The following is a 20,698-nucleotide window of genomic DNA, read 5'->3' on the forward strand; positions in this document are numbered from 1 at the left end:
CATCACTGCGTCGCGGGAGAACGCCTGCCACGATCACGGTGTCATTGCCCGATCCTGGCGTATCGTTGGTAGCTGGCTCGCCAGTGACCGGACAACTTCAGATGAGGAGCTCGCCGTGACCACCGGGCTACCGTCGCAGACGCAGGTGATCGAGCTACTCAGTGGTGAGTTCGCGCGCGCCGGCTACGAGATCGAAGACGTGGTCATCGACAGCCGTACCCGTCCGCCACGGATCACTGTGATTGCCGACGGCGACACCGCCCTGGACCTGGACACCATCGCCGACCTGTCCCGCTCGGCATCGACTTTGCTGGACGACCTCGCCGACGTGGGCCCGCAGTACGTCCTCGAGGTCAGCTCGCCCGGCGTGGAGCGCCCCTTGACCAGCGAGAAGCATTTCCGGCGCGCCCGCGGCCGCAAGGTCGCACTGGCGCTGTCCGACGGCACCGAGCTGTCGGGCCGCATCGGCGAGACGCGGGACGGCGTGACAGCGCTGGTGATCCGGCAGGGCCGTGGTTGGGCCGTGCGTGAGATCGCGCTCGCCGACGTCACGAACGCTGTCGTCCAGGTCGAGTTTTCGCCACCCGCGCAAGCAGAGCTGGAGCTGGCGCAGCCGGCTGAGGTGGGTCGGGCCGCTGAGACGGAGGCCGAAACATGAACATCGACATGGCCGCGCTGCACGCGATCGAGGTGGACCGGGGCATTTCGGTCAACGAATTGCTCGAAACCATCAAGTCCGCGCTGCTCACCGCCTACCGGCACACTCAAGGCCACCAGACCGATGCCCGCATCGAGATCGACCGCAAGAGCGGGGTGGTGCGCGTCATCGCTCGCGAGACCGACGAAGACGGCAACCTGATCAGCGAGTGGGACGACACCCCGGAGGGATTCGGCCGCATCGCCGCCACCACGGCCCGCCAGGTGATGCTGCAGCGGTTCCGTGACGCCGAGAACGAGCGCACCTTCGGTGAGTTCTCCACCCGCGAGGGTGAGATCGTGGCCGGCGTCATCCAGCGCGACAGCCGCGCGAACGCCCGCGGTCTGGTGGTCGTCCGGATGGGCACCGAAGCCAAGGCCTCCGAGGGCGTCATCCCGGCGGCCGAACAGGTGCCGGGCGAGAGCTACGAACACGGCAACCGGCTGCGCTGTTATGTCGTCGGGGTGAGCCGCGGATCCCGCGAGCCGCTGATCACGCTGTCACGCACCCACCCCAATCTGGTGCGCAAGCTGTTCTCGCTGGAAGTACCCGAGATCGCCGACGGGTCGGTCGAGATCGTGGCGGTCGCCCGGGAGGCCGGCCACCGATCCAAGATCGCCGTGACATCGCGGGTGCCCGGGCTCAATGCGAAGGGCGCCTGCATCGGCCCGATGGGGCAACGGGTCCGCAACGTGATGAGCGAGTTGTCCGGCGAGAAGATCGACATCATCGACTACGACGAGGACCCGGCCCGCTTCGTCGCCAATGCGTTGTCGCCGGCCAAGGTGGTGTCGGTGTCGGTGATCGACCAGACCGCCCGCGCCGCCCGGGTGGTGGTGCCTGACTTCCAGTTGTCGCTGGCCATCGGCAAGGAAGGGCAGAACGCGCGGCTGGCCGCGCGGCTCACCGGGTGGCGCATCGATATTCGTGGCGACGCGCCGGGCCAGTCCGCCGGGCACCCCGAACACGGCGCCAGCCACGGGATGTCCCACTAATCTCCGGCCGAGCAGACGCAAAAGCCCCCGACACGCCGCGTAATTGGGAGCTTTTGCGTCTGCTCGCGCATTGGGCGAACGGGCGGTTCGGACTGAGGTCCGAGTGACGCTAGACTTAGCCGTGATCCAGCGCGAGCCTTCGGCCTCGGCGCGCAGACGCCCGGACAACCCCAGCGGACCCGTGCGGACGTGCGTCGGATGTCGGAAGCGAGAGTTGGCCGTCGAACTGCTTCGAGTGGTGGCCTCGTCTACGGGGAACGGCAGCTACGCCGTAATCGTTGACACGGCCAGAAGCCTGCCGGGGCGAGGTGCTTGGCTGCATCCCGCGCCGCAGTGCGTACAACAAGCGATCCGGCGGCGAGCTTTCAACCGCGCGCTGCGCATCACCGGTTCACCGGATACATCCGCGGTGGTCGAGCAGGTGAGCTCGTCCCACGGCGCAACAGAACAGGTAGCAACGAACATGAGCACACCGTGAAGTCCCGATGACCATGTGTCATAGCTAAACCCGAGGCGCGGCCCACTGACTGTCGCCTCTTAGACAGGAGATGTAGTGGCAGGTAAGGCCCGCGTACACGAGTTAGCCAAGGAACTCGGTGTCACCAGCAAGGAAGTCCTCGCCCGGCTTAATGAACAGGGCGAATTCGTCAAATCCGCGTCGTCGACGGTAGAAGCGCCGGTTGCCCGGCGGCTCCGCGAGTCGTTCGGCGGCGGCAAGCCGGCCGCCAAGGCCCCGGCGGCCGGTCCGCAAGGCAAGGCCCCCGAGAAGGCCGCTCCGGTCCCCGCGGCCAAGGCCGATTCGGCCCTGGACCGCGCGCTCGACAAGGCGATCGACCCGGCCGGCAACGGCGCGTCGACCAGCGCCCCGGCCAAGCCCGCCGCCCCCGGCCGTCCGGGCGGTGCCGCGCCGGCCAGTCCGGCGGCCCCGGCCGCCAGCGCCGCCAGCCCGCGGCCCCGGCACCCCCGACGCCCCGGCCGGCGGCTCCGACCCCCGGTCAGCCGGCCAGCCCACCGGCCCCGCAGCCCGGCATGACGCCCGGACCGCGCCCGGGACCGGCCCCGAAGCCCGGCGTGCGCACCCCGCGCGTAGGCAACAACCCGTTCTCGTCGGCGCAGCCCGTCGACCGGCCGATCCCGCGTCCGCACCCGCACCCTCCGCGTCCCGGCGCGCCCCGACCGGGCGCGCCCCGGCCCGGCGGTGCCTCGCCCGGCAGCATGCCGCCGCGTCCCGGTGGCGCCGCGGGTGGTCCCCGTCCGGCGCGCGCCGGCGGCCCGCGTCCCGGCGGTGCCCGCCCCGGTGGTCCCGGCGGACGTGACGGCGGCGGCGGTAATTACCGTGGTGGCGGCGGCGTCGGGGCAGCACCCGGCGGCGGCGGCAACTACCGCGGTCGTCCCGGTGGCGGCGGTCCCGGCGGTGGCGGTGGTCGCCCCGGTCAGCGCGGTGGCGCGGCCGGCGCGTTCGGTCGTCCCGGCGGCGCGCCGCGGCGTGGCCGCAAGTCGAAGCGGGCGAAACGCGCCGAGTACGAGAACATGCAGGCGCCGGTCGTCGGCGGCGTGCGATTGCCGCACGGTAACGGCGAGACCATCCGGCTGGCCCGCGGCGCTTCGCTGTCCGACTTCGCCGACAAGATCAATGCCAACCCGGCCTCGCTGGTGCAGGCGCTGTTCAACCTCGGCGAGATGGTGACGGCCACCCAATCGGTGGGCGACGAGACGCTCGAGCTGCTGGGCAGCGAGATGAACTACAACGTCCAGGTCGTCAGCCCCGAGGACGAAGACCGCGAACTGCTCGAGTCCTTCGACCTGACATACGGCGAAGACGAGGGCGGCGAGGAAGACCTGCAGACTCGGCCGCCGGTGGTGACCGTGATGGGTCACGTCGACCACGGTAAGACGCGGCTGTTGGACACCATCCGTAAGGCCAGCGTCCGCGAGGGCGAGGCCGGCGGCATCACCCAGCACATCGGTGCCTACCAGGTTGCCGTCGATCTGGACGGCAACGAGCGGCTCATCACCTTCATCGACACCCCCGGTCACGAGGCGTTCACCGCCATGCGTGCCCGCGGTGCCAAGGCCACCGACATCGCGATCCTGGTGGTCGCGGCCGACGACGGCGTGATGCCGCAGACGGTTGAGGCCATCAACCACGCGCAGGCCGCGGATGTGCCGATCGTGGTGGCGGTCAACAAGATCGACAAGGAAGGCGCCGACCCGGCCAAGATCCGCGGCCAGCTCACCGAATACGGTCTGGTGGCAGAGGATTTCGGTGGCGACACGATGTTCGTCGACATCTCGGCCAAGCAGGGCACCAACATCGAGGCGCTGCTCGAGGCGGTGCTGCTGACCGCCGACGCGGCGTTGGACCTGCGCGCCAACCCAGACATGGAAGCCCAGGGTGTGGCCATCGAGGCGCACCTGGACCGCGGTCGCGGGCCGGTGGCCACCGTGCTGATCCAGCGCGGCACCCTGCGGGTCGGCGACTCGGTGGTGGCCGGCGACGCGTACGGCCGCGTGCGACGCATGGTCGACGAGCACGGCGAGGACGTCGAGGAGGCACTGCCGTCGCGGCCGGTGCAGGTCATCGGGTTCACCTCAGTGCCCGGCGCCGGTGACAACTTCCTGGTTGTCGACGAGGACCGCATCGCCCGCCAGATCGCCGACCGGCGCAGTGCTCGCAAGCGCAACGCCCTGGCGGCGCGCAGTCGCAAGCGGATCAGCCTGGAGGACCTGGACTCGGCGCTGAAGGAAACCAGTCAGCTGAATCTGATCCTCAAGGGCGACAACGCCGGTACGGTCGAGGCGCTCGAAGAGGCCTTGATGGGGATCGAGATCGACGACGAGGTGCAGCTGCGGGTCATCGACCGCGGCGTCGGTGGCATCACCGAAACCAACGTGAACCTGGCGTCGGCTTCGGACGCGGTGATCATCGGCTTCAACGTCCGGGCCGAAGGCAAGGCGACGGAGCTGGCCAACCGCGAAGGCGTGGACATCCGGTACTACTCGGTGATCTACCAGGCCATCGACGAGATCGAGAAGGCCCTGCGCGGCATGCTCAAGCCGATCTACGAGGAGAACCAGCTGGGCCGTGCGGAGATCCGCGCGATCTTCCGGTCCTCCAAGGTGGGCATCATCGCCGGTTGCATGATCACCTCGGGTGTGGTGCGCCGCAACGCCAAGGCGCGCCTGCTGCGGGACAACATCGTGGTCACGGAGAACCTGACGATCAACTCGCTGCGGCGGGAGAAGGACGACGTCACCGAGGTCCGCGAAGGTTTCGAGTGCGGTCTGACGCTGGGGTACTCCGACATCAAGGAAGGCGACATCATCGAGTCCTTCGAGCTCGTGCAAAAGGAACGGTCGTGACCTGGCATGGCTGATCCCGCCCGGGCGCGCCGCCTGGCCAAACGCATCAGCACCATCGTCGCCTCGGCGATCGAGTACGAGATCAAAGATCCGAGGCTGGCCGGGGTCACCATCGTCGACACGAAGGTGACCAACGACCTGCACGACGCGACCGTCTACTACACGGTGATGGGTCCGACGCTGGACGACGAGCCGGACCTGGCCGGCGCCGCCGCGGCGCTGGACCGGGCCAAGGGGGTGCTGCGCACCAAGGTGGGTGCCGGCACCGGCGTGCGGTTCACGCCGACCCTGACGTTCGAGCGCGACACCACGACCGACGCGGTCAATCGGATGGAGGAGCTGCTGGCCCGTGCCCGCGCGGCCGACGCCGATCTGGCCCGGGTTCGGGTGGGTGCGAAGCCGGCTGGGGAGGCCGACCCGTACCGTGATAGTGGGTCGGCGGCCGAGACGCCGGCTGCCGGGGGACTTGGCGACGCTAAGGACACCGATGACCACAACCGATCGCAAGATCGATCCGAAGACTGAGCTGACGAGCATGCCTCGCTTGACCGGGGCGCGCGTCGACGCGGTCGGCGCCGCCGAGCTGCTGGAGACCGCGAACACCGTCGCTGTGATCTGCCATGTCCACCCGGACGCGGACACCATCGGCGCCGGCCTGGCGCTGGCCCTGGTGCTGGACGGCTGCGACAAGAAGGTGCAGGTCAGCTTCGCCACGCCGGCGGCACTGCCCGAGTCGTTGCGCTCGCTGCCCGGCTGCGAGCTGCTGGTCGGGCCCGAAGAGCTGCGACGCGACGTCGACCTGGTGGTGACCGTCGACGTGCCGAGCATTCACCGGCTCGGCAGGCTGCGCGAGCTGGCCGACCCCGACCAGCAGCTGCTGGTGATCGACCACCACGCCTCCAACGGCCTGTTCGGGACGGCGAATTTCGTTGACGCATCCGCTGATTCGACGACGATGATGGTCGCCGAGATCCTCGACGCGTGGGGCAAGCCGATCAACCTGGCGGTCGCGCACTGCATCTACGCCGGGCTGACCACCGACACCGGGTCGTTCCGCTGGGCCAGCCCGCGGGCGTTCCGGCTGGCGGCCCGGCTGCTCGAGATCGGGGTGGACAACGCGTCCATCAGCCGGTCGCTGATGGACAGCCATCCGTTCGCGTGGCTGCCGCTGCTGTCGCGGGTCCTGGGTTCCGCGCGGCTGGTGCCCGAGGCGGTCGGCGGCCGCGGTCTGGTGTATGCCGTTGTCGCCCACCAGGATTGGCTCGGGTCCCGGCCCGAGGAGGTGGAAAGCGTGGTCGACATCGTGCGCACCACGCAGGAGGCCGAAGTCGCGGCGGTGTTCAAGGAGGTCGACCCGCAGCAGTGGTCGGTCTCCATGCGCGCCAAGACCGAGGTGGACCTGGCCGCCGTCGCCTCCGGATTCGGCGGGGGCGGGCATCGTCTTGCGGCCGGCTACTCGACCACCGGCTCCATCGACGACGTGGTGGCGGCGCTGCGCGCGGCTCTTGGCTGACTTTCGTCAGATCACCAGGCTGGCCCTGCCCGCCTTGGGTGTGCTCGCCGCCGAGCCGCTGTATCTGCTGTTCGACACCGCGGTGGTCGGCCGGCTGGGGGCGGTCGCCCTGGCCGGTCTGGCGATCGGCAGCCTGGTGCTCGGCCTGGTCAGCACCCAGCTCACCTTCCTGTCCTACGGCACGACCGCACGCGCGGCCCGGTACTTCGGGGCGGCCGACCGGGCGGCGGCGGTGAACGAAGGGGTGCAGGCGACGTGGCTGGGTTTGGGCCTGGGCACCGCGATCGTCTTGGTGGTGCAGGCCACCGCGGTGCCGGTGGTATCGGCGATCGCCGGCTCGGGCGGTGACGGAAAAAGCACTGCATCGGCGGCCCTGCCGTGGCTGCGGATCGCGATCCTGGGCGTACCGGCGATCCTGGTGTCGCTGGCCGGAAACGGGTGGATGCGCGGAGTGCAGGACACAGTGCGGCCGCTGCGCTACGTGGTCACCGGGTTCGGGGTGTCGGCGTTGCTGTGCCCGTCGCTGGTCTACGGCTGGCTCGGCCTGCCCAGGATGGGACTGCCCGGTTCGGCGGTGGCGAATTTGTGCGGCCAGTGGCTGGCCGCACTGTTGTTCTGCGGCGCCCTGCTGGCCGAGCGGGTGCCGCTGCGGCTGGACCGCGCCGCGTTGCGATCCCAACTGGTGATGGGACGCGATCTGATCCTGCGCAGCCTGGCGTTCCAGACCTGTTATGTCTCGGCCGCCGCGGTGGCGGCCCGGTTCGGCGCCGCCGCGCTGGCCTCGCATCAGATCGTGCTGCAACTGTGGTCGTTTCTGGCGCTGGTGCTCGATTCACTGGCGATCGCGGCGCAGTCGCTGGTGGGCGCGGCGCTCGGGGCCGGCGACACGGCCCACGCCAAGTGGGTGGCGTGGCGGGTGACGCTGTTCTCGCTGCTGGCCGCCGCGTTGCTGGCGACCGTCTTCGGCGTCGGTGCCGGGGTGCTGCCCGACCTGTTCACCGACGACCCGTCGGTGCTTTCGGCGGTGGCGGTGCCGTGGTGGTTCCTGGTGGCCCAGTTACCGGTCGCGGGAATCGTTTTCGCGCTGGACGGAGTCCTGCTGGGCGCCGGAGACGCCGCGTTCATGCGCACCGCCACCGTCGTCAGTGCGCTGATCGGATTCCTGCCGTTGATCTGGCTGTCGCTGGCCTACGGGTGGGGGCTGGCCGGCATCTGGTCCGGGTTGAGCACATTCATGGTGCTGCGGCTGATCTTCGGCGGCTGGCGCACCGTGTCGGGACGCTGGGCCGTTACCGGCACTCGCTGAGTCCCACGCCCCACCGCTGACCCTGCCGGTGGAGTGTGTGGCGGTCGCCAGCAGGTCTGCTATCGGTTTAGCCACGCGGCCAGGGACCGGCCGGCCTCCAACACGTGGCGCTCGGCGATAGTGCGGGCGCGCACCGGATCCTTGGACGCGAGGGCGTCTAACAATTCCTCGTGTTCGCTGAGCGAATGCCGCTCGTGGTCGGGAAAGACCGTTAGGAAGTTCGACGGCACCACACGTGCGGCCTGCCGAATCTGCGTCATCAGCCTGGGGGAGTGGGCAGCGCGGTGGATTTCTTGGTGGAACCGCCAATTGGCTTCGCCGATGCTGTTGCTTCCGGACCGTGATGCCACGTCGGCAGCCAGTTTGCGCAGATGGTCGAGTTCGGCCGAGGTGATGCGCTGCGCGGCCCATGCCGCAGCTTGTCCGGTGAGAACGCCCAGGATTGTGAAACTGTCGAGAACGTCCTCGGGCTGAATGCCGACTACCGTGATGCCGCTGCGGGGCGCCACCCGGACCAGCCCCTCGTAGGACAACTCCAGCAGCGCCTCACGCACGGGGGTGCGGCTGGTTGCGAATTCGGCGGTGATCGCGTCGAGGTCAATGCGAGATCCGGCCGGCAAAGTGCCGGTCAGGATGCGGTCCCGCAGCTCGCGCGCGGCGCGTTCGCGCACCGTGCCGGCGATATCGACGCTCATAGCGGCACCTTAGCGCATGCTTGATTCCAACGTTGATATCTGAAATATCAGATGTTAGATTTTCACCCATGGGACGGTCTCAGAGAACTGACAAGATGTCGCTGGTCGCTTTCATGCAGGCCGGAAGCACGTCTGTGTATGCGGGCTCCTGGCGGCATCCCGCCACCGAGCATCGATATCTCGATGCGAGTTACTACGCGAAGATCGGTCAGCAGCTCGAAGAGGGCTGCTTCGATCTGATGTTCTTCGACGATCGGCTCGCGATGCCGGGCATCTACGGCGGGTCGGTCGCCCACGCGGCCCGCTACGGTGCGCGGCCGGTCAAACTCGACCTCAGCGTGATCCTCGGTGTGCTGGCGCAGACCACATCGCACATCGGCCTCGGCGCGACATACTCGACCACCTACTACGCGCCGTTCCACGTGGCCCGGACGTTCGCCACGTTGGATCACCTCTCCGGTGGTCGGGCCGCGTGGAACGTCGTCACCTCGGTCAATGACAGCGAGGCGCAGAACTTCGGGCTTGAATCCCATCTGGGCCACGACGAGCGGTACGACCGCGCCGATGAGTTTCTCGACGTTGTCGCCGGTCTGTGGGACACCTGGGAGGACGACGCGATCGTGCACGACCGCGTCACGGGTGTCTACGCTGATCCGGGCAAGATCCACGAACTTGGGCATGTGGGCCAATACTTCTCGGCTCGCGGACCATTAACTGTGCCGCGTACACCTCAGGGACGACCAGTCATCATCCAGGCTGGATCGTCTGGCCGCGGACGCGAATTCGCCTCTCGCTGGGCCGATCTGATCTTCACCGGAGACCCTGGCCTGCAGGTCGCGATCGACCACTATCGGGACCAGAAACAACGGATCGCCGACGCGGGCCGAGACCCGGCAGCGGTACGCATCTGTCCGATGGCCTACGCGGTGGTGGGCGAATCCGAGGCGCATGCCAAGGAACGCGAGGCGATGCTTCTCAATGACCTCGTACATCCGATGGCATCGCTGACCCTGCTGTCAGAGCTGATGAATTACGACTTCGCCCAACATGATCTCGACGATCCCGTCACCGATGAGCTGATCGCTTCGGTGTCCGGTATCCGCGGGCTCGTGCAGAACCTACGCACTCACATCGGCGGCCACACCGTCACCGTTCGCGATCTCGCTGAGCATCGCGCGACTTTATTGCAGGGACCACGGTTTGTCGGAACCGGATCCCAGGTGGCCGATCAGATGACGGAATGGTTCGAATCCGGCGCATGTGACGGATTCGTCCTTGCGGCAACCCATTTGCCCGGCGCATTCGAAGACGTCGTACGCATGGTCATCCCCGAGTTGCAGCGTCGCGGATTGGCGCGCACCGAATACGAGGGCAAGACGCTACGCGACAATCTTGGTCTCACGCGGCCGTTGGCCCAGGCTGTCGGGTCTTAGATGGCGGCGCCAACGATCAATCGTTCGTTGCTTGACGGCATCCGTGTGCTTGATTTCGCGACCCTTGCCGCCGCGCCGCTGGTCGCCACCTACCTTGGCGAGTTCGGCGCCGACGTCATCAAGGTGGAGGACCCCAACGGTGGCGACCCGATCCGCGGCTGGGGCCACCAGCGCGACCGCATCGGGCTGATGTGGAAGTCGATTTCTCGCAACAAACGATCGGTGACATTGAACCTGCGCCACGCCCAAGGCCAGGAACTGGCACGGCGCCTGGCGGCCCAGGCCGATGTCGTCATCGTCAACACCCGCCCGCGCACCCTGCGCAAATGGGGTCTGGACTATGAGCGGTTGCGCGCCGTCAACGACAAGATCGTCATGCTGCACATCACCGGGTTCGGACTCTCCGGACCCAAGAGCGAGCGCCCTGGTTTCGGCACCCTCGGCGAGGCAATGAGCGGATTCGCTTACCTCACCGGCGAAGCCGATGGGCCGCCGACGCTGCCGCCGTTCATGCTCGCCGACGGGGTGGCGTCCCTCAACGCCGCGTACGCCGTCATGATGGCGCTCTATCACCGTGATGTGCACCGAGCGCCAGGCCAGCTGATCGATATCAACCTCATCGACCCGCTGGCCCGGCTACTCGAACAGACACTGCTGGCCCACGACCAGCTCGGCTTGGTGCCGCGGCGTGCGGGGAACCGATGGGATATCTCGGCGCCGCGCAATACCTATCGGACCTCCGACGGCAAGTGGCTGGCCATGTCAGGCAGCTCGCCGACCCTCGCGCTGAGGGTCTTCCAGGCCATCGGCCGTGCCGACCTGGTAAGCGATGCCGACTTCTCGGACCCTCAGCGACGATTGGCCCGGGCCGCCGAGGTGGACGCTATCGTCGGGGAATGGGTTGCCGGGAAGACACTTTCGGATGCCATGGCGATTTTCGATGCCTACGAGGTGGCGGCAGCTCCGGTCTACGACATCGCCGATCTGCTGGCCGACGAGCACCTTAAACACCGAGAGGTCTTCGTCGTCATCGACGACGACGAACTTGGTCCGATGACGGTGCAGGCTGCGGTACCGCGATTCTCGTCGGTCCCGGCACGCCTGGAACACCTCGGCCCACGACTCGGCGAGCACAACGCTGCCGTCTACAAAGACCTCCTCGGCTTAAGCCAGACAGACATCGACACACTGCGCACCATGGGTGTGCTCTAACCGAAAAGGCAACTCGGCATGACCCACCTGCTACGCCGTTCCGAACTAGCGCTTCCGGCAAGCAACGACAACATGTTCGCCAAGGCCGCTGCCTCCGGCGCCGATCTGGTCTTCCTGGATCTCGAGGACGCAGTCCCACCGGCATATAAGGAAGAGTCCCGGGAGAAGGCTATCGACGCTCTCAACGACCTGGATTGGGGGCGAACCGCGCGCGCCATCAGGATCAATGGCCTCGGCACCCCATGGTGCCACGACGATCTGATCGAAGTCATCACCCGCGCCGGCGAGAATCTCGACACGATCGTCATCCCGAAAGCCCGTCGGGCCCGCGACGTGTGGTGGGTGGACGTCCTGGTCGCCCAGCTCGAGACGAAACTCAAGCTGGGCAAGCGTATTCGCCTCGAAGTTCTCATCGAAGAAGTGGAGGGGCTGGCCAACGCCGAGGAGATCGCCGTCGCCAGCCCACGGTTGGATGCGCTGATCTTTGGTGTCGGGGACTTCTCGCTGTCCCAAGGCGCGCGGGTCGACACCAATTTCGTACCTCTCGGTGATTACCCTGGTGACTTCTGGCACTACGCTCGCAACAAGGTTCTCGTCGCTGCGCGGATCGCCGGCATTGACGCGATCGACGCGCCCTACCCCGACTACGCCGACCTCGACGGGTATGAACGTGATGCCCGGCGCGCATCGCTGTTGGGTTATACCGGCAAATGGGCGATCCACCCCAGCCAGATCCCGATCGCCAATGAGGTCTACTCACCGACCGAAGACGAAATCGCTTTGGCGCGCCGGAATCTCGCCGCTTACCGGGTTGCGGAAGCGCAGGGCCGCGGCGCGGTCGGCGTCGAAGGCGTGTTGGTCGACGCCGCGCATGTCAAGATGGCTGAGGAGGTGTTGGCCCGCGCGGCGCTGATCAACGCCGAAGCTCAGTTGGTCACGGCCGAGGGATAGGGCAGATCGGTGCTGGTGTGCGGATCGACGTGCACCGGTCTCCCGATATAGGGAAACGCGCGCTGCGCGCAGGCCGGCCGGTCGCATACCTTGCAGCCGGCGCCGATCGCGACGCTGGTCTCGGCGTCCTTGAGATCTACGCCTGCGGAGTAAACCAGCTTGTCGGCGTGGTGGAGTTCGCAGCCCAGCCCGATGGCGAAGATCTTGCGCTGCCCCAGGTATCGGCTCGGCGGTGAGTCCGTGGTGCGGGCGATCCAGAAGTACGACCGGCCGTCGGGCATCTGCGCCACCTGGGTGATGAATTCGCCGGGCCGGCTGAACGCGTGGTGGACCACCCACAGCGGGCAGCTACCGCCGACTCGAGAGAAATGAAATGCTGTGGCGGACTGCCGTTTCGAGATATTCCCGGCGGCATCGGCACGGACGAAGATAAATGGTACTCCCCGGGTGTCCTGGCGCTGCAATGTTGAAAGCCGATGGCAGACCGTCTCGAAGCCAACCTCGAAACGACGGGACAGTCGGTCGATGTCGTAGCGAAGATCGTTGGCTGCCTGCAGGAATCGGCGATACGGCAACAGCAGTGCGCCGGCAAAATAATTGGCGAGTCCAACCCGTGCGACCTCGCGAGCTTCGGCGGTCAGTTGGTCGTCGGTGCCCAGGATGGCATCAAGGGTCTCGGCCTGAGTTATCAAAGCCAGCTGAGTGGCCATTTGAAAGGCCCGCTGTCCGGGATGTAACCAGCGCGCGAGGTGCAGCGTCGCCGTAGCTGGCCGGTAGCGGCGTTTGACGTTAGTTCCCAATTCTTTTCCGTCGTCGAGCACGGTGGTAATGCCGAGTTCGTCGGCGAGAACTTGGATCAGTTGGACATCGAGTTCACCGACGCGCATCTGGTGACTCTCGAACATTTGCTCGGCGGCCCGGTCGAGCTCGTCGATGTAGTTCTTGCGGTCGTAGAAGAAGTCGCGGACCTCCTCGAATGGCATCGGTCGCGCCGGGTCGTCGGGCACGTCGGCGCTGGCACGGCTGCGCAGTGCCTCCGTTTCGGCGGTGGCGTTGACCATCCGGCGATGCAGGCTGACGATGGCCTGCCCGACATCGGGCATGCGTGCCGCCAGTTCCTCGATCTGCGCCGTGGTGGCTTGGCTCTCGGCGAGGCTTTCACGGAGGTCGGCTACCAGCCGGGCGTCGGAGTCATTGGCGAAGAAGTGCGCGGGCAGATTGAAGCGATCGGTCAGGGCGAGCAGGACGGGCACGGTGATGGGCCGCTGGTCGTTTTCGAGCTGATTGACGTAGCTCGTCGAGAGGTCCAATGTCCTGGCCAGAGCCGCCTGAGTCAACCCGTGTTCCTCCCGCAGGCGACGCAACCGCGCCCCGGCGAATGCCTTAGCAGGCGGCCCGGCCATGGACAGCAGCTTATCATGTATGCATTCGCAACGTTCGCAACATTAAGCCACAAAGGACACAAAAGTACGCATTTACATTAGGTTTCTATCAACACAGATGGTGCGTACTGTGCGAATCATGTCGAGCTTGCAGATACATGAGGTCCGGACACGTCGCAGCACCGAGGCGTTCCCCCGCTCCGAACACCTGGCGTGGAAGATCGCCGAATTAGCCGCTGACCCGGTCGCGGTACCGGCCGAAACCGAAGCGATGGTCATCAATCGCATCATCGACAACGCGGCGGTGTCTGCGGCATCAGTCATCAGGCGGCCGGTCACAGTGGCGCGCATCCAGGCCCTCGCTCATCGCACGGTCCGCAACGGCGCCAAGGTTTTCGGTGTCCCCGGCAACGTCTCACCGGAGTGGGCGGCTTGGGCCAACGGGGTCGCCGTCCGCGAGCTCGATTTCCATGACACCTTCCTGGCCGCCGAGTACTCCCACCCCGGCGACAATATCCCCGCATTGGTCGCCGTCGCCCAGCATCTTGACGTCACCGGCGCCGACCTTATTCGCGGCATCGCCACCGCCTACGAAGTCCAAATCGACCTCGCCAAGGGAATCTGCCTGCACGAGCACAAGATCGACCACGTCGCGCATCTCGGCCCGGCCGTGGCTGCCGGCCTGGGCGCCATGCTGCGGTTGGATCCCGAGATCACCTATAGCGCGATCGGACAAGCACTGCACCTGTCCACCGCCACCAGACAGTCCCGAAAGGGCCTGATTTCAAGCTGGAAGGCCTACGCACCCGCCCAGGCCGGCAAGGTCGCCATCGAAGCTGTCGACCGTGCGATGCGCGGCGAGGGGTCACCCGCGCCGATCTGGGAAGGCGAGGACGGCGTCATCGCCTGGCTGCTCTCGGGACCCGAGCACACGTATCAGGTGCCCCTGCCGAAGCTGGGTGAACCCAAGCGGGCCATCCTGGACAGCTACACAAAGGAACACTCCGCCGAATACCAGAGCCAGGCGCTCATCGACCTGGCTCGGCGGCTGCGGGATCGCATCGGCGATCTCGATCAGATAGCCACGGTCTTGCTGCACACGAGCCATCACACGCACGTCGTAATCGGCACCGGCTCCAACGACCCGCAGAAGTTCGATCCTGACGCTACGCGGGAAACGTTGGACCACTCGGTGATGTACATCTTCGCCGTTGCCCTACAGGACGGGGCCTGGCACCACGAGCGCTCCTACGCGCCGGAGCGCGCGCACCGTCCCGACACCGTCGAGCTGTGGCGCAAGATCTCCACGATTGAGGACCCAGAGTGGACGCGTCGATATCACTCAACCGATCCGGCGGAGAAGGCTTTTGGCGCCAAGGCCGTTGTCACACTCAAAAACGGTGATGTCATCACCGACGAGCTTGCGGTCGCCGATGCGCATCCGCTGGGCGCGCGGCCTTTCGAACGCGCCCAATACGTCGCCAAATTCACCGAACTCGCCGATGGGATTGTGGAAGAGGCCGAGCAGCAGCGTTTCCTACTGGCGGTAGGCGAGCTGGCCGACCTCAAACTCGGTCAGCTGGATCAGCTCAATGTGCACATCGACCCTCGCTTACTTGACAAGGCGCCGACGATCCCATCGGGGATCTTCTCGTGAGCGGCGGCCTGATCGGGGCGGCAGCGTCACCGGCCAAGAAACGTGCGCGATTCCGCCGAGGGCTGAATTCCGGTCGCCTGCTTCGCTTTCCGGGCGCATTCTCACCGTTGGTCGCCAAATTGGTCACCGAGATTGGCTTCGACGGGGTTTACGTGTCCGGCGCGGTGCTCTCGGCTGACCTCGGGTTGCCGGACATCGGCCTGACCACCCTGACCGAAGTCACGTCTCGCGGGGGCCAGATCGCCGGTGTCACCGATCTGCCGACGCTCATCGATGCCGACACCGGTTTCGGTGAGCCGATGAGCGCCGCGCGCACCGTAACGGTCCTGGAGGACGCCGGTTTGGGGGGCTGTCACCTGGAAGACCAAGTGAACCCGAAGCGGTGTGGACATCTCGACGGCAAGGCCGTCGTGCCGACCGCTGAGATGGTCAAGCGCCTACGGGCCGCGGTCGCGGCCCGACGCGATCCGAACTTCATCATCTGTGCCAGGACCGATGCCGCGGGAATAGAGGGTGTGCCCGCCGCCATCGACCGAGCAAAGGCGTATGCCGACGCCGGCGCGGATCTGATTTTCACCGAAGCGCTCCATACGCCTTTCGATTTCGAGCAGTTCCGGACTGCCGTGGACACACCGTTGCTGGCGAACATGACGGAGTTCGGCCAGTCGGAACTTCTCACGGCCGCTCAGTTGACCGACATCGGCTACAACGTCGCCATCTACCCGGTCACCACGCTTCGGCTGGCAATGCACGCGGTCGAGGCCGGCTTGCGTGAGATCTATTCCGCTGGAACTCAGTCCGGATTGCTCGCCCAGATGCAACACCGTAGTCGGCTTTACCAGCTGCTGCGCTACTCCGATTACAACCAGTTCGACTCCGACATCTATAACTTCGCATTACAAGGAGTTCCCCGATGACTGCTCCCACCATCCACAAGGGCCTGGCTGGCGTCGTGGTCGATACGACTGCGATCTCCAAGGTGGTCCCCGAGACCAACTCGCTGACCTACCGGGGCTACCCGGTGCAGGAGTTGGCCGAACACTGCAGCTTTGAGCAGGTCGCGTACCTGTTATGGCACGGCGAACTGCCGACCGAACAGGAGTTGGCACTATTCACCCAGCAGGAGCGTGCGTCGCGCCGTATTGACAGGTCGATGCACTCGCTGCTGGCCAAGCTCCCTGACAATTGCCATCCGATGGATGTAGTGCGGACCGCGATCAGCTATCTCGGCGCCGAGGACCCCGACGAGGACAACAGCACCCAGGCCGCCAACTACGCCAAGTCCTTGCGGATGTTCGCGGTTCTTCCGACGATCGTCGCCGCCGATATTCGGCGCCGCCGCGGACTGGAACCCATTGCGCCGCACAGCCACCTGAGCTACGCGGAGAACTTCCTGAAGATGAGCCTCGGCGAGGTCCCGGAACCCGTCATCGTCAAGGCCTTCGAAGAGTCGATGATCCTGTATGCCGAGCACAGCTTCAACGCCTCGACATTCGCCGCCCGCGTGGTCACCTCGACCCAGTCCGACATCTACAGCGCGGTGACCGCAGCGATCGGCGCACTGAAGGGCTCGCTGCACGGCGGCGCCAACGAGGCCGTAATGCACGACATGATCGAGATCGGCTCGGCCGATCGTGCCGCAGAATGGTTGAACGGCAAACTGTCCCGCAAGGACAAGGTGATGGGCTTCGGCCACCGGGTGTACAAGAACGGCGACTCTCGGGTGCCGACCATGAAAGCCGCGCTGACCCGTTTGGTCGCGGCGCGCGACGGTCAGCGCTGGATGGATATCTACAACGTGCTCGAGAGCTCGATGTACGCCGCCACCAAACTCAAGCCAAACCTCGACTTCCCGACCGGACCTGCCTACTACCTCATGGGTTTCGACATCCCCAGCTTCACACCGCTGTTCGTGATGAGCCGGATCACCGGCTGGACTGCGCACATCATGGAGCAGGCGGCGTCGAACGCGTTGATCCGGCCGCTGAGTGAGTACTCCGGCCAGCCGCAACGCGCCCTCGTCTAGCGCCAGTTCGAAAGGGAAGTGTGTTCGCCAAGGTCCTGGTTGCCAATCGCGGGGAGATCGCGATCCGCGCATTTCGCGCTGCCTACGAATTGGGTGCCGCTACAGTCGCGGTCTACCCGTACGAAGACCGCAACTCGCTGCACCGGCTCAAAGCTGACGAGTCGTATCAGATCGGTATCGAGGGGCATCCCATTCGCGCCTACCTCAGCGTCGACCAGATCGTATCTACCGCGCGTGCCTGCGGAGCCGACGCGATCTATCCGGGCTACGGATTCCTCTCGGAAAATCCCGAATTGGCGGCAGCGTGCGCAGCGGCAGGTATCAGCTTCGTCGGTCCGCCGTCTCACGTGTTGGAGCTCACGGGCAACAAGGCACGGGCAATCGCCGCGGCACGCGAGGCGGGTTTACCGGTCTTGGCGTCGTCGGAGCCCTCGACCGACATCGACCAATTGGTGACGGCTGCGGCCAACATGGATTTCCCCTTGTTCGTCAAAGCGGTGGCCGGCGGTGGTGGCCGCGGCATGCGGCGGGTCACCGACGCGGGCGAGCTGCGCGACGCCATCAAGGCCGCGTCACGCGAGGCGGAGTCGGCGTTCGGCGATGCGACGGTGTTCTTGGAGCAGGCGGTGCCCAACGCCCGCCACATCGAGGTTCAGATCCTGGCCGATAACACCGGTGAGATCGTTCACCTCTTCGAGCGGGACTGCAGTGTCCAGCGTCGCCACCAAAAAGTTATTGAGCTGGCGCCCGCGCCGAACCTGGATCCGGCGCTGCGGGAACGCATCTGCGTTGACGCGGTGGCGTTTGCCCGGCAGATCGGTTACTCGTGCGCGGGTACGGTGGAATTCCTGCTCGACGAGCGCGGCCAGCACGTGTTCATCGAGATGAATCCGCGAATACAGGTCGAGCACACGGTGACCGAAGAGGTTACCGATGTGGATCTGGTATCCGCACAACTACGGATCGCGGCCGGTGCGACGCTGGCCGATCTCGGGCTGGCGCAAGAAACCCTCACAATCCACGGTGCGGCAATTCAATGCCGGATCACGACCGAAGACCCCTTCGATGGATTCCGACCCGACACCGGACGAATCACTGGCTACCGGTCCCCGGGCGGCGCCGGTATCCGGCTTGACGGTGGCACGAATGTCGGCGCCGAAGTCACCGCCTACTTCGACTCCATGCTCGTCAAACTCAGTTGTCGCGGCCGCGACTTCGCGACAGCGCTGCAGCGGGCGCGCCGCGCGGTGGCCGAGTTTCGCATCCGCGGTGTTTCTACCAATATCCCGTTCCTGCAAGCTGTTCTGGACGACCCTGACTTCCAGTCCGGCCGGGTGACCACGTCGTTCATCGAGGAGCGGCCACAGCTGCTCACCGCCCATGCCAGCGCGGACCGAGGCACCAAAATCCTCAATTACCTGGCCGACGTCACCGTCAATCAGCCGCATGGTCCGCGGCCGTCTGCGGTCTACCCTCGTGACAAGCTCCCCGAACTTGACCTGCGGTTGGCGCCGCCAGCGGGTTCGAAGCAACGGCTGACCGAACTCGGTCCAGAGGGCTTTGCTCGTTGGTTGCGGGAATGCAAGGCAGTCGGTGTCACCGATACCACCTTTCGCGACGCGCATCAGTCGCTGTTGGCGACCCGGGTTCGTACAAGTGGGTTGATACGGGTTGCGCCGTACATCGCGCGCATGACCCCGCAGCTACTCTCGGTCGAATGCTGGGGTGGTGCAACCTACGACGTCGCCTTGCGCTTCCTCAAGCAGGATCCCTGGGATCGGTTGACCGCGCTGCGGGAAGCGCTGCCCAACATCTGTCTGCAGATGCTGCTCCGGGGCCGCAACACCGTCGGCTACACACCGTATCCGCTGAAGTTGACACATGCGTTCGTCGACGAGGCAGCGCAGACAGGTGTGGACATTTTCCGAATCTTTGATTCATTGAACAGCATTGACGCCATGCGTCCGGCGATTGACGCAGTACGGGCAACCGGGACGACGGTTGCGGAGGTGGCCATGTCGTATACCGGCGACCTGTCCGACCCGGCCGAGAACTTGTACACGCTGGACTACTACTTGCGGCTGGCGGAGTCGATCGTGGCCGCTGGCGCACACGTGCTGGCGATCAAAGACATGGCCGGGCTGTTGCGCGCTCCCGCGGCGGCGACCCTGGTGACCGCACTGAAGTCACGCTTCGACCTACCGGTCCACGTCCACACCCATGACACGCCCGGTGGGCAGCTGGCGACCTATGTCGCCGCGTGGACCGCGGGTGCCGATGCCGTCGACGGTGCGGCCGCCCCGCTGGCCGGCACCACCAGCCAGCCGGCGTTGTCATCCATCGTGGCCGCGGCCGCGCACACCGAGTTCGATACCGGGCTGGAATTGTCTGCGGTGTCTGACCTGGAGCCGTACTGGGAAGCCTTGCGAAAGGTGTACGCGCCGTTCGAGTCTGGACTGCGGGCGCCAACCGGGCGGGTGTACACCCACGAAATCCCGGGCGGGCAGTTGTCGAATCTGCGCCAGCAGGCCATCGCCCTGGGCTTGGACAACCGATTCGAAGATATCGAGGACGCCTACGCCGGCGCCGACCGCGTGTTGGGCCGGTTGGTGAAGGTCACCCCGTCGAGCAAGGTGGTGGGCGATCTGGCGCTGTCCTTGGTGGGAGCACAAACTACCGCGGAGGAGTTCGCCGCTGAACCGGGCCGCTACGACATCCCCGACAGTGTCATCGGATTCTTGCGCGGTGAGTTGGGAGATCCGCCCGGCGGCTGGCCGGAACCGTTACGGTCGAGGGCCCTTGAGGGCCGGGATGCGGTCAAGGCAGAGCAGAAATTGTCGGCCGAGGACGAGGCGGTGCTGGCCTCCCCTGGGCCGAAGCGGCGCGCAACGCTGAATCGTCTCTTGTTCCCGGGTCCGACGGCCGAATTCGACGCCCATCGCGACGAGTTCGGCGACACCAGCCGGCTGTCGGCGAATCAGTTCTTTTACGGGTTGCGTCACGGCGAAGAACACCGCGTCAAACTGGAACAGGGGGTGGAACTGCTGATCGGGCTGGAGGCGATCAGCGACCCCGACGAGCGCGGAATGCGCACGGTGGTGTGCATCATCAACGGGCAGCTGCGGCCGGTCTTGGTGCGGGACCGCTCAATTGGCTCCGACATTCCGGTGTCGGAGAAGGCCGATAAGGCCAACACCGATCACGTCGCGGCGCCGTTCGCCGGCGTGGTCAGCGTAGCCGTAGCCGAGGGCGACACCGTGGCGGTGGGACACACGTTGGCGACGATCGAGGCGATGAAGATGGAAGCCGCGATCACCGCAGCCAAGGCCGGCACGGTCAGCCGGATCGCCGTCGCCCCGACCGCCCAGGTCGAGGCAGGCGATCTGCTCGTAGTGATCCGCTGACCGTCAATCAGGCAGGCGGCGCTTCCTTTTCGGTCTCTCGAAGAGGTACGGCATAAGCGTGGCC

15 protein-coding genes and 1 pseudogene are annotated in these 20,698 nt (G+C 66.1%); 14 read left to right on the forward strand and 2 right to left on the reverse strand.

What is annotated here, in order from left to right; translation table 11 throughout:
* Positions 1 to 115: 115 nt before the first annotated feature.
* From rimP to A9X01_RS00595, 7 genes and pseudogenes are all read left to right on the forward strand, one after another.
* A complete protein-coding gene (rimP, locus tag A9X01_RS00570) occupies positions 116 to 658 on the forward strand; it encodes a ribosome maturation factor RimP (RefSeq protein WP_065118807.1) in 543 nt (180 codons plus the stop codon).
* The gene (nusA, locus tag A9X01_RS00575; RefSeq protein ID WP_065118808.1) at positions 655 to 1,692 is read left to right on the forward strand and encodes a transcription termination factor NusA; all 1,038 of its coding nucleotides are present in this window, start codon (positions 655 to 657) and stop codon (positions 1,690 to 1,692) included. The genes rimP and nusA overlap by 4 nt, the downstream gene beginning before the upstream one ends.
* A 238-nt stretch (positions 1,693 to 1,930) precedes the next feature.
* Entirely contained in the window at positions 1,931 to 2,170 is a 240-nt protein-coding gene (locus A9X01_RS28650) for a YlxR family protein (RefSeq protein ID WP_436405218.1), read from the forward strand.
* A 75-nt stretch (positions 2,171 to 2,245) separates the two neighbouring features.
* Positions 2,246 to 5,055, forward strand: a pseudogene (infB, locus tag A9X01_RS00580) (translation initiation factor IF-2).
* Between the two features lie 6 nt (positions 5,056 to 5,061).
* Positions 5,062 to 5,580 carry a 30S ribosome-binding factor RbfA gene (gene rbfA, locus A9X01_RS00585; RefSeq protein ID WP_036354772.1) on the forward strand — a complete coding sequence of 173 codons (519 nt, stop codon included), beginning with the start codon at positions 5,062 to 5,064 and terminating at the stop codon, positions 5,578 to 5,580.
* Positions 5,543 to 6,568: a DHH family phosphoesterase gene (locus tag A9X01_RS00590; protein WP_081282128.1), complete on the forward strand. Its 1,026-nt coding sequence runs from the start codon at positions 5,543 to 5,545 to the stop codon at positions 6,566 to 6,568. The genes rbfA and A9X01_RS00590 overlap by 38 nt, the downstream gene beginning before the upstream one ends.
* On the forward strand, positions 6,561 to 7,874 hold the full coding sequence (locus tag A9X01_RS00595; protein WP_065118810.1) for an MATE family efflux transporter: 1,314 nt from the start codon (positions 6,561 to 6,563) through the stop codon (positions 7,872 to 7,874). Before A9X01_RS00590 ends, A9X01_RS00595 begins: the two co-directional genes overlap by 8 nt.
* Before the next feature lie 59 nt (positions 7,875 to 7,933).
* Here the strand turns inward: A9X01_RS00595 and A9X01_RS00600 are convergent, their stop codons facing one another.
* A complete protein-coding gene (locus A9X01_RS00600) occupies positions 7,934 to 8,569 on the reverse strand; it encodes a GntR family transcriptional regulator (RefSeq protein ID WP_065118811.1) in 636 nt (211 codons plus the stop codon).
* Between the two features lie 68 nt (positions 8,570 to 8,637).
* Between A9X01_RS00600 and A9X01_RS00605 the strand changes: the two genes are divergently transcribed.
* The 3 genes from A9X01_RS00605 to A9X01_RS00615 are packed head-to-tail and all read left to right on the forward strand — an operon-like array spanning position 8,638 to position 12,165.
* The gene (locus tag A9X01_RS00605) at positions 8,638 to 10,002 is read left to right on the forward strand and encodes an LLM class flavin-dependent oxidoreductase (protein WP_065118812.1); all 1,365 of its coding nucleotides are present in this window, start codon (positions 8,638 to 8,640) and stop codon (positions 10,000 to 10,002) included.
* Positions 10,003 to 10,029: 27 nt separating this feature from the next.
* Positions 10,030 to 11,214 carry a CaiB/BaiF CoA transferase family protein gene (locus A9X01_RS00610; RefSeq protein WP_172832422.1) on the forward strand — a complete coding sequence of 395 codons (1,185 nt, stop codon included), beginning with the start codon at positions 10,030 to 10,032 and terminating at the stop codon, positions 11,212 to 11,214.
* 18 nt (positions 11,215 to 11,232) lie between these two features.
* A complete protein-coding gene (locus tag A9X01_RS00615; RefSeq protein ID WP_065118814.1) occupies positions 11,233 to 12,165 on the forward strand; it encodes an HpcH/HpaI aldolase/citrate lyase family protein in 933 nt (310 codons plus the stop codon).
* Here the strand turns inward: A9X01_RS00615 and A9X01_RS00620 are convergent.
* Complete coding sequence (locus A9X01_RS00620; RefSeq protein WP_065118815.1) at positions 12,141 to 13,568, reverse strand: short-chain fatty acyl-CoA regulator family protein; 1,428 nt, start codon at positions 13,566 to 13,568, stop codon at positions 12,141 to 12,143. The two genes, A9X01_RS00615 and A9X01_RS00620, sit on opposite strands and share 25 nt — an antisense overlap.
* A gap of 127 nt (positions 13,569 to 13,695) precedes the next feature.
* Here A9X01_RS00620 and prpD point away from each other — a divergent pair, with 127 nt between their 5' ends.
* From prpD to A9X01_RS00640, 4 genes are read left to right on the forward strand one after another with little or no spacing between them, the layout of a single operon-like run.
* Positions 13,696 to 15,204, forward strand: a complete 1,509-nt coding sequence (gene prpD, locus A9X01_RS00625; protein ID WP_065118830.1) for a 2-methylcitrate dehydratase PrpD — start codon at positions 13,696 to 13,698, stop codon at positions 15,202 to 15,204.
* A complete protein-coding gene (gene prpB / locus A9X01_RS00630) occupies positions 15,201 to 16,121 on the forward strand; it encodes a methylisocitrate lyase (RefSeq protein ID WP_065118816.1) in 921 nt (306 codons plus the stop codon). The genes prpD and prpB overlap by 4 nt, the downstream gene beginning before the upstream one ends.
* Positions 16,118 to 17,230, forward strand: coding sequence for a bifunctional 2-methylcitrate synthase/citrate synthase (locus tag A9X01_RS00635; protein WP_065118817.1), 1,113 nt, complete (start codon positions 16,118 to 16,120; stop codon positions 17,228 to 17,230). Before prpB ends, A9X01_RS00635 begins: the two co-directional genes overlap by 4 nt.
* 20 nt (positions 17,231 to 17,250) lie before the next feature.
* Positions 17,251 to 20,634, forward strand: a complete 3,384-nt coding sequence (locus A9X01_RS00640) for a pyruvate carboxylase (RefSeq protein ID WP_065118818.1) — start codon at positions 17,251 to 17,253, stop codon at positions 20,632 to 20,634.
* The last annotated feature ends 64 nt before the right edge of the window (positions 20,635 to 20,698 follow it).

The organism is Mycobacterium asiaticum, assembly GCF_001668675.1.
GTDB lineage: Bacteria > Actinomycetota > Actinomycetes > Mycobacteriales > Mycobacteriaceae > Mycobacterium > Mycobacterium asiaticum_D.